General features: G+C 58.5%; 14 protein-coding genes. 3 read left to right on the top strand and 11 right to left on the bottom strand.

Annotated elements, in window-relative coordinates; all coding sequences use genetic code 11:
• Positions 1-34 precede the first annotated feature (34 nt).
• From idi to ACR0AJ_RS12510, 9 genes are all read right to left on the bottom strand, one after another.
• A complete protein-coding gene (idi, locus tag ACR0AJ_RS12550; protein ID WP_170349720.1) occupies positions 35-577 on the bottom strand; it encodes an isopentenyl-diphosphate Delta-isomerase in 543 nt (180 codons plus the stop codon).
• Between the two features lie 208 nt (positions 578-785).
• A complete protein-coding gene (locus ACR0AJ_RS12545; protein ID WP_170349719.1) occupies positions 786-1199 on the bottom strand; it encodes a c-type cytochrome in 414 nt (137 codons plus the stop codon).
• Positions 1200-1311: 112 nt separating this feature from the next.
• Complete coding sequence (locus tag ACR0AJ_RS12540; protein WP_480740977.1) at positions 1312-2328, bottom strand: P1 family peptidase; 1017 nt, start codon at positions 2326-2328, stop codon at positions 1312-1314.
• 9 nt (positions 2329-2337) lie between these two features.
• Positions 2338-3084, bottom strand: a complete 747-nt coding sequence (locus tag ACR0AJ_RS12535) for an SDR family oxidoreductase (protein ID WP_170360849.1) — start codon at positions 3082-3084, stop codon at positions 2338-2340.
• A 54-nt stretch (positions 3085-3138) separates the two neighbouring features.
• On the bottom strand, positions 3139-3558 hold the full coding sequence (gene arfB, locus ACR0AJ_RS12530) for an alternative ribosome rescue aminoacyl-tRNA hydrolase ArfB (RefSeq protein WP_480647686.1): 420 nt from the start codon (positions 3556-3558) through the stop codon (positions 3139-3141).
• A gap of 291 nt (positions 3559-3849) precedes the next feature.
• Positions 3850-4494 (bottom strand): queuosine precursor transporter, encoded by a 645-nt coding sequence (locus ACR0AJ_RS12525; protein ID WP_480740975.1) that lies wholly within the window; start codon positions 4492-4494, stop codon positions 3850-3852.
• Positions 4495-4587: 93 nt separating this feature from the next.
• Complete coding sequence (locus tag ACR0AJ_RS12520; protein ID WP_480740974.1) at positions 4588-5469, bottom strand: esterase-like activity of phytase family protein; 882 nt, start codon at positions 5467-5469, stop codon at positions 4588-4590.
• Positions 5442-6305, bottom strand: a complete 864-nt coding sequence (mepA, locus tag ACR0AJ_RS12515; protein WP_480740973.1) for a penicillin-insensitive murein endopeptidase — start codon at positions 6303-6305, stop codon at positions 5442-5444. The genes ACR0AJ_RS12520 and mepA overlap by 28 nt, the downstream gene beginning before the upstream one ends.
• Positions 6302-7669, bottom strand: coding sequence for an MFS transporter (locus tag ACR0AJ_RS12510; RefSeq protein ID WP_170349713.1), 1368 nt, complete (start codon positions 7667-7669; stop codon positions 6302-6304). Before ACR0AJ_RS12510 ends, mepA begins: the two co-directional genes overlap by 4 nt.
• 130 nt (positions 7670-7799) lie before the next feature.
• On the opposite strand from ACR0AJ_RS12510, the gene ACR0AJ_RS12505 reads away from it, so the two are divergent.
• The 3 genes from ACR0AJ_RS12505 to yaaA all read left to right on the top strand — a co-directional run bounded on the left by ACR0AJ_RS12505 (position 7800) and on the right by yaaA (position 11009).
• Positions 7800-8087, top strand: coding sequence for a YggT family protein (locus ACR0AJ_RS12505; RefSeq protein ID WP_170349712.1), 288 nt, complete (start codon positions 7800-7802; stop codon positions 8085-8087).
• A 78-nt stretch (positions 8088-8165) separates the two neighbouring features.
• Positions 8166-10205 carry a DNA helicase RecQ gene (recQ, locus tag ACR0AJ_RS12500; protein ID WP_480705481.1) on the top strand — a complete coding sequence of 680 codons (2040 nt, stop codon included), beginning with the start codon at positions 8166-8168 and terminating at the stop codon, positions 10203-10205.
• 33 nt (positions 10206-10238) lie between these two features.
• Positions 10239-11009, top strand: a complete 771-nt coding sequence (gene yaaA, locus ACR0AJ_RS12495) for a peroxide stress protein YaaA (protein ID WP_170349710.1) — start codon at positions 10239-10241, stop codon at positions 11007-11009.
• On the opposite strand, the gene ACR0AJ_RS12490 is transcribed toward yaaA, so the two are convergent.
• Together ACR0AJ_RS12490 and ACR0AJ_RS12485 are read right to left on the bottom strand one after the other, a co-directional pair.
• A complete protein-coding gene (locus tag ACR0AJ_RS12490) occupies positions 11000-11458 on the bottom strand; it encodes a VOC family protein (RefSeq protein ID WP_170349709.1) in 459 nt (152 codons plus the stop codon). The two genes, yaaA and ACR0AJ_RS12490, sit on opposite strands and share 10 nt — an antisense overlap.
• An 8-nt stretch (positions 11459-11466) precedes the next feature.
• Positions 11467-13668 (bottom strand): response regulator, encoded by a 2202-nt coding sequence (locus tag ACR0AJ_RS12485; RefSeq protein ID WP_170349708.1) that lies wholly within the window; start codon positions 13666-13668, stop codon positions 11467-11469.
• Positions 13669-13676: the final 8 nt, after the last annotated feature.

Below are 13676 nucleotides of genomic sequence, written 5' to 3'. Positions count from 1 at the left end.
AGGCGGCTTGGGCGGCCCTTGCAAGCCGTTGCGGTCAGGACGTGGCCGAGATGATCAGATCAGGACCGAAAATCGTGTCGGCGTGACTGTGCAGATAGATCTTCAGCCACGGCGTGAACCGCTGCGGATGTCGTTGCACTTCAGCCAGCAGATCATGGTAGTCGATCCACCGGATATCCATGACTTCGTCTGGATTAGGCTCGATTTTAAGCGGCCCACGAACATGAGCCAGAAAGATATCGACCACTTCGTGTTCGATCATGTTGTTGCCAACATCGGCGTGATATTCCAGCCGGTGCCGGTATTCCGGGTACAAGCCGGTGATCCCCAGCTCTTCGCGCAAACGACGCACGGCACATTCCGAGGGCGTCTCGCCCCAATCGGGATGGGTGCAGCAGGTATTCGCCCACAGGCCCGGCGTATGGTATTTGCCCAAAGCCCGGCGTTGCATCAAGATCTCGGTGCCGCGCACGACAAAGACCGACACTGCCTTGTGCCGCAGGCCCTTTTCATGCGCCTCAAGCTTGTCCACGGGGGTCAATTCACCATCAACCCAGGCCGGGATCATGATTCCCATCTGTCGTCTCCTGCTGCCGATCCGCCAGGGCGGCGGGATGTATGGAATTGGCTGCCGCCGGACCGGCTTGGCTTTGCGAAGTCATGCAAGGGCATGATGAACCGCGTATCCCCAAGGTGACCTTGATCCAAGCTGTTATCAATCGCACGAAAGGCCGCAGGGGGCTGCGGCCTTTTGCAATCTTTCGAATGGTCTGGTTTTTCAGACGTTATTCGCCCGAGACACTGACGATATAGGCATAGACGTCTTCGCCGCCCTTCTTCAACTTGAAGGTCATTTTCGACTTGGCCGATGTCTCACCCAGGTAATCTTTCAAAAACGCCTTGGGATCCTGCGCGTATTCGACAAAGGTGGCTTCATCCCAGACCAGACCGTTTTCACCAGCCTCAACGATGCTGTCTCCGTATTTGAACCCTTCGACGGTACCCGCGGTGCGGCCCGCGATACCGTAAAGGTTCGGACCGGTCTTACCGCCCTTGACGATGACTTCACCGGCCGGGTCAGCGATCTGATGGCAGGATTTGCATTTATTGAAGGCCTTTTTGCCGGCCTCGGCGTCACCTTCCGCATAGGCAGGAAGGGCCAGCAGGCCGACAATTGCGGTAGCGAGGATACGATTCATGAGTTTTGCTCCGATACGAATTGGCTGCACCGAATGGACCGTCGGCGCAAAAAAGAGTCAACGCGCAGATTGCCGCGCGAGGGTAATGTGCCCTGCGGCATAAAGACAGTCCTTAACTTTTGTCATGTGGTGCGGTCCAACAGGGCAATAGATCGCCCGCTGCCGGGGTCGCCAGATAAATAGCCCGCGCAATAGCTCGTGCCAGACAGACCGAGGCCGCATGTCCGATCAGCCCCAAGCCGGCTTCGGCGTCGATAGTCTGCGCGCCAGTGCTGACCGCAAAGACCAGATCTCCGTCCCCTGGTGTGTGTGCCGGCAGAATGGCGCGGGCAATGCCATCATGTGCTGCCACTGCCAGTCGCTGGCACTGCGATTTCGACAAGGCAGCATCCGTGGCCACAATAGCGATTGTCGTGTTGCCCTTATCCGGCTCGGCAAGTCGCATCGCCTGCGCCTTGAGGCTGGGAGCAGGAAAGCCAAGACCGGCACTTGTATCAGATCCTAAACCGCCAAATTCGTCTCCAAACTCGAACGGCGCTGCCCAGAAATGGCGGTCGCCGGGTGTTGTCACACTGCCCAACGGGTTGGCCGCAACCAGGGCACCGACGGTCACCCCATTGTCCAGAACCAATGAGGCGGACCCGAGCCCCCCCTTGTGCCGCGCCGCCAAAGCGCCGGTTCCGGCCCCCGCTGTGCCTAACGCAAAATCCACATCTGCGTCGTCAAAAGCCGCTCGTCCCAGCGCGCGATATGGGTTTTCAACCCAATCCTTGTCTCCGCCGTTCAACAAATCAAACAGGATCGCTCCGGGCACAATGGGCACCACGGTATCGCCCACTGGATACCCCCTGCCCCGCGACCGCAATGCATCCGAGACGCCAGAACAGGCATCCAGTCCAAAGGCCGACCCACCGGACAAAGTAATTGCATCCACTTGCGAGACCGATTTATCCGGCGCCAGCAGATCGGTTTCCCGCGTGCCCGGTGCGCCCCCCATCACGTGAACCGAGGCGGTAAAGGCCTGATCTGCCGTCAGGACAGTTGTTCCCGATTTCAACGCAGCGTCCTGCGCATTTCCGACCCTCAGGCCAGGGACATCAGTGATCAGATTACGGGGTCCGGGGATCATGGATAAACCTCAGATACAACGGCCACCGTCGACCTCCAATGCAGCGCCGGTGATCATGCTCGCCTCGTCCGAACACAGGAAACAGGCGGCGTTGGCCATGTCGTCGGGGGTCGAGAAACGCCCCAGCGGGATGGTCGACAGGAACTTGGCACGCATTTCAGGCGTATCTTCTCCCATGAAGGATTTCAGCAGTGGTGTTTCCCCGGCCACCGGGCAGAGCGCGTTTACACGCACACCCGAAGGCGCAAGTTCCACCGCCATTGTCTTGGTGGCCGTGATCATCCAGCCCTTGGACGCGTTGTACCAATTCAGGTTCGGACGTGGCGACAGCCCCGCGGTCGAGGCCACGTTCAGAATCGCACCCGCCCCGCGCGCTTTCATCGCTGGCACCAGCGCCCGTGCGGTCAGATAGACCGATTTCATGTTCACGTTGAAGACGCGGTCAAATTCCTCTTCGGTGACATCCTCTAGCGGCGTCGGCAGATGCGTGACACCGGCATTGTTCACCAGAATATCCAATTGCCCGAACCGATCCATCGCCATATCCGCCATGGCCTGCACCGAGACTGCATTCGCCACGTCGACCATCTGAGCAATCGCATTCGGCCCAAGCTGATTTGCCTGAACCTCGGCCGCGTCACCATTGATATCGGCAATCATGACCCGCGCGCCTTCGGACAGGAATTTCTGCACGATCCCGGCACCAAAGCCAGACGCGCCACCGGTTACAATCGCGGTTTTCCCCTCTAACCTCATGATCTTGCTCTCCCTTGCCCTATCAAACTAGCAAGGCACCGTGAAACTGCCAGTTCAATCTTCTGCGACCTTGCCGCGCAGCGCCTTCACATCCGAGCGCGCTTTTTTGGCCGCCAGCCGCCGTTTGACCGAGCCATAGGTGGGTTTCGTCGCAATCCGCCGCTTGGGTTTCACCAACGCGCGGACGATCAGTTCAACCAGACGGGCGCGGGCAATCTCGCGGTTGCGGGCTTGGCTGCGGGTTTCTTCGCATTGAATGATGATCGCGCCATCTTTGGTCCAGCGCCGCCCGGCCAACCGTTTCAGCCTGTTTTTGACCGGATCGGGCAAGGAGGGCGAGCGCGCAGCCTCGAACCGCAGCTCAACTGCGGTCGAGACCTTGTTCACGTTCTGACCACCGGGACCGGACGAGCGGACAAAGCTCTCGGTCATTTCCCAGTCCTGCAGGGTGATATCGTCGGTGATGCGCAACATGAAGTGGACCTTATCCGGCACAAGCAGAAACAAAAAGGGCCGCCCCGGCGGGACGGCCCTTCGAAAGTACAGGAGGTTGGGTCGGTTAGATCAATCGACCAGCCGGAGCGAGCGCTCCGCCAAGGGCTGCCCTAACAGGCGATCCCCCCGGTTGTTCCGACACCTCTCTCCAATCTCTTTCTCGACACTGGATCACCTCCTTTTCTATCTGTTGCGGTTAACTTTGAGCCTGACACAAGATGCGCCATTCTCAAAGCACTTTTTTTGCAAGCTAAGCGGTCAACCGCGCCTTTATGCCGGGTGCGCGGTCAACCGCGCAACAATCACCTTGAACGGGATCAGCGCGATCATCGCCAGCGACAGCTTCACCAGCCAGTCGGCAAACGCCAACGTCACCCACAGGGGGGTCATCGGACCAGTCAGCATGAAGGGCACAGGCTCCCACGCCCAGTTGATCGCCGCATCAGCATTGGCACCGAAAACCGTGATCGAAGCTGAGAATGCGATGGTGAAAAACAGCGCGGTGTCCAGCGCCGAGCCAACCAAAGTCGACACCAGCGGCGCGCGCCACCAGCGACCACCGCGAAGCGAATTGAACACGGTGACATCGGTCAGCTGTGCAATCAGAAACGCCGTCCCCGAGGCAACAGCGATCCGCAGCGGTACGGCGGCATAGGTGAACCCGTCACCTTGCAGTATGATCTGGCTGCCGATCAGCGAACAGATGATGCCGGTAACAAACCCGGCGAACACCACCTTGCGGGCCGTGGCCACGCCATAGACGCGGTTCATGATGTCGGTGACCAAAAAGGCCAGCGGATAGGTAAAAGCACCCCAGGTCAGCAGCCCGTCAAAAATCAGGAACTGAACCAGAATGTTCGAGGCCACAACAATGGCGGCCATGGCAATAATGCCGGGTATATAAGCGCGTTGCATGTTTTCAGATGCCCGTTTTGACAAGGTAGCGGCGACTTGGCCTAGGGACCGTCCCAAGGCAAGCCGTGCGTTTAGACCTTTGGATGGGATGTGTCAATCCGGTAGCAGATACTCCACCAGTTCAGTGCGCTGAAGGACCAGAAAGTTGTCGTCCGAGATCATCGTGGCGCGCAGCCGCCCCTGATCATCGCGCCAAACCGACAACCCTTCTAGGTTATCATGCGTGCCTGTGCCGGTCGTAAACAGGTTTTCTTCGGCACCGACTGAATCCTCTGTGATCTGCCACCGCCGCAGGCGGGTGCGGAACCCTGTCAGGGACAGGGCTCGTTCCAATAAATAGAACCGACCATCTGGACCAAAATCGGCAGATACAGGCAAGAATTTGCCCCGCTGTGGCAACACGAAAGGGGTCGACCAACCCTGCCCGTCCCAGCGATAAACGGGGATGTCGCCTGCTTCGGTCCGGCTTCTTTCGGGAAGGGTATACAGCCACCCCTGATTGTCGATTGCCAAGGCTTCGAACGACCCATTCAGTTTCAGATTTTCAAACGCCTTTGGGCGCGGCAGCACCCGCGCTTCGGCTTCGGGGGTTGCGTACCGGGCAACGCGATGCACTGACTCAAATGAGATGTAATGGCTACCGTCAGGTGCGACCGCAATGCCTTCGGAATCCCCTGCTTCGCCGGATAGGGGCCGTCCTGTGCTGGAGAGAACCGGCCAGTTCCCGGTGATCCGGACCCCCGTAATGTCATCCTCGTCCCGCGCAATGGTCGCGCGGACAAGAACCGACCGGTCACTAAGCGCAAGCATATGCCGACCGTTGTTCGAGATATACAGGGCCGAAAACCCACCAAACCATTCCGCCGGGTGGCGCCAGACAAAGCTGTTTAAGTATGTGGCCGTCTTGACCTCGACCGCCCAAACCGCACCCGCCAGCAAAGTAGCAATCAGTTGGATTGCAAGACTGCGGCGCATTGCTGGGGTAAATCGGTCAGAAAATACTCGCGGCGTTTCTTCGGCGCAGGCGCGTTCGGGTCAGGTGGCGGCGGATTGAGGATGTTGCGCACCCATTGCTGCGCCTCGGCACACCCATCACCTTTGGGCGGCGCGTCCTGATTGACACAGCCGCGCGAGCCCTTGGGGCATTTCAGACGCACGTGGAAATGATAATGATGCCCCCACCATGGCCTGATCTTGCGCAGATAGGCCTTGTTGCCTTTCTCATCATTGCACATCTGAACCTTGGCGCCGGGAAAGACGAAAATCCGCGCCACGCGCTTGTCCTTTGCCGCCTCACGCAGCACGGCGTGGTGTTGTGCCGTCCAATTGCCATTCACATAGGCCCCGTTGGCGCGGCGCAGAGAAATCGACGAGATATTCTCGCGCGCTTTGCGCGACAGCCGCATGTTGTCGCCAGGCAGCATCCAGATATCGATGTCCAACCCCAACTGGTGGCTGCGATGACCAGAAGTCATCGGACCACCACGCGGTTGGCTGATATCCCCGACATAGAGACCATTCCACCCCGGTTGCCGAGCCGCAAACTTGCTGAGGTCCTGTACGTAATCCACCGCCTCCGGGTGGCCCCAGTTGCGATTACGCGACAGGCGCATGGCTTGCCATGTCGGCCCCGTTTCAGGCAATTGCACCGACCCCGCGGCACATCCGCGCGAATAACTGCCGAACGCGGCTGGTTTTTGCTGTGAACTTTGCTTTTGCGCCCCGAACAATTGCTTGGCCAAGGGCTGCGCCCCGGCTGCTCCTGCCAATGTCATCGCGGCGATTATTGCTAAAAAACGTAGTAAAATCATCTGCTCTGATCCCCTTCCGGTTTAACCCAGCGCATTAGGAACAGGCCCAGAATAAACAACAGAATGATCGGTGACACCCCCAACCGCGCACTGCCCGTAACAGTTGTGGCAATCCCGATTAGCAAAGGCGCGGCAAAAGATGTCGCGCGGCCGGACAGGCCGTAAAGGCCAAAGCTTTCGACCGGCGTTTTTGGGTCGGTATGGCGCACCATCATGGATCGGCTGGCCGATTGCAGGATACCGCCCATACCGCCGATCAGAACTCCGCAGCCAAAGAACACCAGATCCGGCAGGCCTGACCCTTCGGGCAAGGAGATGCCGTAAATCTGCGTCCGATCCATCGACACCACGGTGATGCAGACAAAGATCAGCACCCAGATCGCGACCAGAATAACTGGTTTAGGGCCGTATTTCTTATCCATCTTGCCACCGACCCACGCAAAGATGGCCGAGGCCAGAACGCTGACAATCCCGAACACTCCGATCTTGATCAGCCCCCATTCCAATACCAGCCGTGCATAGACACCGCCGAAACTGTACAGCCCGTTCAGCGCATCTCGGTAGAACATGGAGGAACCCAGATAGGTCGCCAGACTGACCCGGTGCCGCAAGTCTGAGATGGATTTGCCCAGCAGTCGCAATGCCTCACGCAGGCTGCCAGTCTTGTTACTGTCCGGGTCATCACGCACCCACAGGAAATAGGGCACCATGAACAGGATGAACCAACCGGCGGTAAAGGGACCGACGAACCGCGTGCCCTGCTGGCTCGCCGCATCCAGCCCGAACATCGGGTCCATCCCAATCAGTGTCTTGCCGTTGGGCTGTTCGACGAACAGCAACAGCATGATCGCCAATGAAATCAACCCGCCGAAATAACCAAACGCAAAGCCCGAACCCGAAATTTCGCCCACTTCATTGTCATTGCCCAGATCAGGCAGCTGAGAGTTGATGAAGATCAGCGCATATTCCGCGCCGACAAAACCCAGCCCAAAGGCCGACAGCATCAGCCACATGTTCGATCCATCTGGCAGCGTGTACCAAAGCGCGGCAGATCCCACCGCGTACATCGCCGAAAAGGCAAAGATCCACGGAATGCGCCGCCCCGACACATCCGCCATCGCACCCAGCAAAGGTGCGCCAAAGGCGATGATCAACCCGGTGATGGTCAGGCAATTGGCCCAAACCGTCTGCGCCCGCGCGGCCGCAGCCTCGGCATCCAACCCGGTTCCTGAAAAATACCCCGCCGCAACCCCGGCGAAATAGGGGCCGAACACAAAGGTGACCAGAAGGGTGTGATATGGTTGACTGGCCCAGTCGAAAAACCACCAACCCCAAATGCGCTTGCGCTTGGAAATCTCTGCCATAACTGCCCCTGTTTATTGTTGCATTCATAAGACGGGGCTTTAACCCAATTCGCAAGCGTTGTGTTGGCGCGGGCTTGCTCTTTGTCGCGGGGGCGCTTACCTCTCATCTCACGTATTTACCGGAGGCCCCATGCTGTCGTTGATCCAAATTCTGCTGCTGATCCTGGACATTGTCTGGTTCATCATTTTGGCCCATGTGATCATGAGCTGGCTGATCAACTTTCAGGTTCTCAACCTGCACCAGCAACTGGTGGCGCAAATTTGGTATGGCCTGAACCGGATATTAGAGCCTATCTATGGCCCAATCCGCCGCGTCCTGCCCGCGATGGGTGGGCTGGACCTGACGCCTTTGGTGGTGCTGATCGGGGTCTACGCGCTGCGGATCATTCTAATTAACAATATGGGCTATTTCGTCTGACCTCTTGTTCACCGAATCTTAGTATGTGATTGTCCTGTCTTAAGAGCAGATAAACCTTAAAACAGGGCAACCCCGCACATGTTCGACGCCGCGCCTTTGCTGCGAGATGTCTTTGGATTCGACGATTTCCGCCCCGGTCAGGAAGAGATCGTCGACGCCGTTTCGCTGGGTGAAAACGTGCTGGCGATCATGCCCACGGGCGGCGGCAAATCCCTGTGTTTTCAGCTGCCTGCCTTGATGCGCGACGGGGTGACGGTGGTTATCTCTCCTCTGATTGCCCTGATGCGCGATCAGGTGCGCGGGCTGCAAGAGGCCGGGGTCGAGGCCGGTGCGCTGACCTCGGGCAACACCCCCGAAGAAACCGACGCCGTGTGGGAGGCGTTGGAGGCCGGGCGTCTGAAACTGCTCTACATAGCCCCCGAGCGTCTGGCCGCCGGGTCAGCCTTGGGCATGTTGCGTCGGATCAATGTCAGCCTGATCGCCGTGGACGAGGCCCATTGCGTCAGCCAATGGGGCCATGATTTCCGCCCAGATTATCTGCGGATCGGAGAGCTGCGACGCGCATTGGACGTGCCTTTGGCCGCTTTCACCGCCACTGCGGATGCCGAAACGCAGGACGAGATTGTCGAAAAACTATTCGACGGCACCGCCCCGCGTAAGTTCCTGCGCGGCTTTGACCGGCCCAATATCCATCTGGCCTTTGCTGCCAAGGACGGCCCACGCAAACAGATCCTCGACTTCGCCGAAGCGCGTAAAGGCCAATCCGGTATCGTCTATTGCGGCACCCGCAACAAAACCGAAGTGTTGGCCCAGGCCTTACGCGCCGAAGGCCACACCGCCTGTCATTATCACGGCGGAATGGAGGCCGAAGACCGCCGCATCGTCGAAACCCGCTTTGCCCGCGAGGATGGGCTGATCGTGGTTGCCACCGTTGCGTTCGGAATGGGCATCGACAAGCCCGATATCCGCTGGGTCGCGCATGCGGACCTGCCCAAGTCCATCGAAGCCTATTATCAGGAAATCGGCCGCGCCGGCCGCGACGGCGGGCCTGCTGAAACCCTGACCCTGTTCGGCCCCGACGACATTCGCTTGCGCCGGTCCCAGATCGACGAGGGGCTCGCACCACCGGAACGGCGCATGGCGGATCATGCGCGGCTGAACGCTCTGCTCGGGCTGGCCGAGGCGCTCGAATGTCGACGCAAGACCCTGCTGGGGTATTTCGGAGAACAGATCGAACCTTGCGGTAAATGCGACCTGTGCGACAGCCCTCCGGAAGTGTTCGATGGCACCACCCCCGTTCGCATGGCCTTGTCGGCGATCCTGCGCACCGAGGAATGGTTCGGCGCGGGCCATCTGATCGACATTCTGCTGGGTAATGAAACCGACAAGATTCGCGCCCGGCGGCACGACAACCTGTCCACATGGGGCATCGGCAAGGACTGGTCGCGCCCGCAATGGCAGGCGATCTTCCGACAGATGATGGGGCACGACCTTGTCCGCCCCGATCCCGAACGCCACGGCGCGTTGCGCATGACCGAAGCAGCCAAGCCGATCCTGAAGGGTGAGGCGCAGATCAACCTGCGCAAAGACACGATCCGCAAGGCCACCCGGAGACCCGCCGTCAAGATGATGGTGTCCGAGGAAGACGCGCCGCTGCTATCTGCGCTCAAGGCCAAACGTCGCGCGCTGGCGGAAAGCGCGCGAGTTCCGGCCTATGTTATCTTTCCCGATCGCACCCTGATTGAAATGGCCGAAAAACGCCCGGCCTCTTTGGACGATATGGCCCGGATCAGCGGAGTTGGCGCAAAAAAGCTGGAACGGTACGGCGACACCTTCCTTGAGGTGCTGACCGGCGCGGTTGAAGAATTGCACCCAGCACGCCGCAAACTGGCGGGCCGCGAACAAGGGGATATCTATGACCGACTGCTTGAGGTTCAAACACGGCTTTCACGCGGCTCCGACGGGATTGACAAACCGCTGACCTGTTCGGCCTCACAACTGGCCAAGGTCGCACAACTGCGCCCCAATGACCCGCGCGGGATGGAACAGGTGCTGGGCAACCGTCGTCACGAAAGGTTTGGTGCCGCGTTTCTGGACGTGCTGCGTCAGGCGGGCTAGATACCCAGCATCAGGCAAGAAACGAGGGCGGATATGCTGGTAGTGGTTTCCCCGGCCAAGCGGCTGGATTGGGCAGAGCGGGACGTTGAGGTCACGCAACCCGACTTTCAGGACGACGCGATCCGACTGTCGAAAACCGCCCGCAATCTGACACTGGGCGATTTGAAAAAACTGATGGACCTCAGCGACGATCTGGCCCGTCTGAACCGTGACCGGTATCGAGCATTTTCGGACTCACCTGGCGCTGAATTGACCCGACCTGCAGCGCTGGCCTTTGCTGGGGATACCTATCAGGGGCTGGAAGCGACCTCGCTGGATGCCGAAGAAATGGCCTGGGCACAAGACCATCTGCGTATCCTGTCCGGTCTGTATGGGGTGTTACGCCCGCTGGACGCAATTCAACCCTATCGTCTTGAAATGGGCAGCAAGCTGAAAACCCGGCGCGGCAAAAACCTGTATGAATACTGGCGCGATCAGCTGAGCAAGGCGCTGAACGCACAAGCTGATGAGGTTGGATCGGACATTCTGGTGAATTGTGCCAGTCAGGAGTATTTCGGCGCGGTTGACCTTAAGGCGTTGAAGCTGCGGGTGGTCACGCCGGTCTTTATGGAAGACAAGGCCGGCACCCCCAAGATCGTCAGTTTCTTTGCCAAAAAAGCGAGGGGTGCGATGGCCCGATATATCGTTCAACACCGTCTGACCGACCCCAAAGGGTTGCTGGATTTCGACACTGGTGGATATGAATACCGCTCGGACCTGTCGCAAGAGGACAGACTCGTTTTCGTGCGCCCCTATCAGGCCTGATCCAGCATCGATGGGTCGTAAGCAACCAACTCAACCGTGTTGCCCTCGGGGTCTTCGGTGAAAATGCCCCGCCATCCGATCCAGCCGAATTGTTCAACGCGGTAAGGCTGACTGATTTTGTCATACCAGCGCATAACGGCCTCTTGTTCGGCAAAGGGCAATGACAGAGCAATATGATGCAGCGATGACCCGGCGCCGGTAGTGGGCTTGTCGGCGCCGGTCGGGCGCAACCCAGGCCGCGGGGCGGCCGCATGGTCGAACAAAGCCAACACCTGTGTATGTCCGCCAAACCCTTCGGCGATGCGGAAAAAGGTGATGGCGCTGTTGTGATCACCGCTCAGGCGTTCCAGCCCGATTACATCTTCATAAAACGCCATCATCGCGCCCATATCGGCACAGCGAATGGCAATCTCACCCAAGGCACGAGGCTGAAATCCACGATCAGTCATGGCTTACCCTATTCAGCCTGTGCATCTTCGGCAATGACAGGCAAAACATCCTCGGGCTGATGGTCCAATATCATCTGGTGGATTCTCCGCTTTTGCAGCGGTTTGGTCAGATAGTGATCCAATCCGGCCGACAGAATGCCCTGATCATCCCCAGCCATGGCATGCGCCGTCAATGCGACAATCGGCACATGCCGATCTGTGTCAATCTCGCGCCGCCGGATTTCCGCCGTGGCCTGTTTCCCATCCATCTTGGGCATCGAAATATCCATGAAAATCAGGTCCGGGTCGAATTTCTGATGCTGGTCTACGGCTTCCAGCCCATTCGCAGCGAATTGCAGGTCAATATTCAAATCCTTGACCATCTTTTGCAGGATCAACTGATTGGTCCGATTGTCCTCGGCTGCCAAAACACGCATCTGGCGTTCACCCTGCGGCTCTGACGGTGCCTCGGGATCACTTGAAGCAGCTTCAGGCGTGACAGGCAGCCGCCCCAATGTCGTCAAGCGCGAATACAGTTCGGCGCGGGGAATAGGTTTCTGCAAAACCCCGTCAATCAGGTTACGTGCCGGGTTGGCGTGGATGACACCGGGATTGGCCGACATCACCACCACGGGCAAATCCCCCCAGCCCCGGTCTTTCAGCGTGGTCGCCAGTTCCAACCCATCCATGTCCGGCAGGTCGTGATCACACAGCAACAGGTCCACACTGCCATCAACAGCGGCCAGCGCCTCACCCCCCGAGGCGCAAACGGTGACTTTCGATCCCAATCGCCCTAGCTGTTTCGACAGGATGGCACGGTTCACCGCCAGATCCTCGACAACGACCACGTGGCGCAACCGACCAGCCAAATCAGGCGGTGTGGGTTGCGGGCCTTCGATGGTGGGCAACGAGATGCGAAATCCAAAACAGGAGCCCTGCTCAGGTTCGCTTTCCACCCAGACCGACCCGCCCATTAGTGTGATCAGCCGCTTGGTGATCGCCAACCCCAGCCCTGTACCCTCGAATGCGCGGTTTTTTTCATCTTCGACCTGATTGAATTCACCGAAGATGTGCCCGATCTTGTCCTCTTCGATGCCGATACCGGTGTCTTCGATCGCAACGTGAATATCGCATGTGTTCGTGTCTGCATTCGGCACACCAGTGACGCGGATCAACACATGGCCTTCGGTGGTAAACTTGACCGCATTGCCCACCAGATTGGTCAATACTTGCCGCACGCGACCGGGATCGCCCACGAACAAGGTCGGTAGGAACAAATCATAATCGACCAACAAGGACAGCCCTTTGTCGCGCACGCTGGGTTGCATCAGCATCGCAACCTCAAGAATGCAGCGTTCAAAATCGAACTGTTCAGGGTGCAGGATCAGCTTGTCCGCCTCGATCTTGGAATAATCCAGAACGTCGTTGATGATCACCAACAACGCCTCGCCCGAGTTGCGGATGGTGTTGAGATAGAGCCGCTGTTCCTCGTCCAGCGGGGTTTCCGACATCAACTCGGTCATGCCGACAATGCCGTTCATCGGGGTTCTGATTTCATGGCTCATATTGGCCAGAAAGGCAGATTTGGCCCGGTTTGCGGCCTCGGCCCGTTCGCGGGCGGCCTTCAACTCAGCCTCATGCCGAACCGAGGCGGTGATGTTCAGGCCCAAACTGACCACGTCACCGCCATTGCCGCGCTGGTCGATCAACTTGAAATATTCACCATTCCACAGCTTGATCACCACCGATTCCGGCTGGGGTTGTGCCCAGCGGTTCAGCATTCTGGCCTGCCAATCGGCCGGAGATTCCGCGCCAATGTCGATCAGCCCTTCGTCGGTTAAAATCTCAAGGATACGGGCATAAGAAATACCCGGTGACACTTCATCCAACCCATCAAACAGGCTGAGATAAGCCCCATTGGCCCCAATCATGCGGCACTGATCATCGAAAAAGGCAAATCCGTCCTGAATGGTCTGCATCGAATGCCACAAGCGGCGCTCGGCCACTTCGATCTTGGCATTGGCTTCGGTCAGGTCGGATTTGACCTTTTCATTTTCATCCCTGACCGTTTCGACCTCGGCCTGGGTTTCACCGATGCGTTTGGTCAGGGCCATCGCATGCAAACCCAGCTTGCGATTGGCGGCTGACAATTCGATCTGCTTCATTTCCAACAGCCGCTCGGCCGCCAGCCGCGCACGCCGTTCCTGTGCCAGTTTGGTTGCTAGACTCATCGTTTCTG

The sequence above is a fragment of the Ruegeria sp. CJ9 genome, assembly GCF_056536625.1.
The sequence above is the reverse complement of the archived record's forward strand: the minus strand, read 5'-3'. Positions and strand labels throughout refer to the sequence as shown.

What these genes read in the sequence shown, in the direction of transcription:
- idi (WP_170349720.1), bottom strand. Translation starts at nt 577, where the DNA reads ATGGGAATCATGATCCCGGCCTGGGTTGATGGTGAATTGACCCCCGTG.
- ACR0AJ_RS12545 (WP_170349719.1), bottom strand. Translation starts at nt 1,199, where the DNA reads ATGAATCGTATCCTCGCTACCGCAATTGTCGGCCTGCTGGCCCTTCCT.
- ACR0AJ_RS12540 (WP_480740977.1), bottom strand. Translation starts at nt 2,328, where the DNA reads ATGATCCCCGGACCCCGTAATCTGATCACTGATGTCCCTGGCCTGAGG.
- ACR0AJ_RS12535 (WP_170360849.1), bottom strand. Translation starts at nt 3,084, where the DNA reads ATGAGGTTAGAGGGGAAAACCGCGATTGTAACCGGTGGCGCGTCTGGC.
- arfB (WP_480647686.1), bottom strand. Translation starts at nt 3,558, where the DNA reads ATGTTGCGCATCACCGACGATATCACCCTGCAGGACTGGGAAATGACC.
- ACR0AJ_RS12525 (WP_480740975.1), bottom strand. Translation starts at nt 4,494, where the DNA reads ATGCAACGCGCTTATATACCCGGCATTATTGCCATGGCCGCCATTGTT.
- ACR0AJ_RS12520 (WP_480740974.1), bottom strand. Translation starts at nt 5,469, where the DNA reads ATGCGCCGCAGTCTTGCAATCCAACTGATTGCTACTTTGCTGGCGGGT.
- mepA (WP_480740973.1), bottom strand. Translation starts at nt 6,305, where the DNA reads ATGATTTTACTACGTTTTTTAGCAATAATCGCCGCGATGACATTGGCA.
- ACR0AJ_RS12510 (WP_170349713.1), bottom strand. Translation starts at nt 7,669, where the DNA reads ATGGCAGAGATTTCCAAGCGCAAGCGCATTTGGGGTTGGTGGTTTTTC.
- ACR0AJ_RS12505 (WP_170349712.1), top strand. Translation starts at nt 7,800, where the DNA reads ATGCTGTCGTTGATCCAAATTCTGCTGCTGATCCTGGACATTGTCTGG.
- recQ (WP_480705481.1), top strand. Translation starts at nt 8,166, where the DNA reads ATGTTCGACGCCGCGCCTTTGCTGCGAGATGTCTTTGGATTCGACGAT.
- yaaA (WP_170349710.1), top strand. Translation starts at nt 10,239, where the DNA reads ATGCTGGTAGTGGTTTCCCCGGCCAAGCGGCTGGATTGGGCAGAGCGG.
- ACR0AJ_RS12490 (WP_170349709.1), bottom strand. Translation starts at nt 11,458, where the DNA reads ATGACTGATCGTGGATTTCAGCCTCGTGCCTTGGGTGAGATTGCCATT.
- ACR0AJ_RS12485 (WP_170349708.1), bottom strand. Translation starts at nt 13,668, where the DNA reads ATGAGTCTAGCAACCAAACTGGCACAGGAACGGCGTGCGCGGCTGGCG.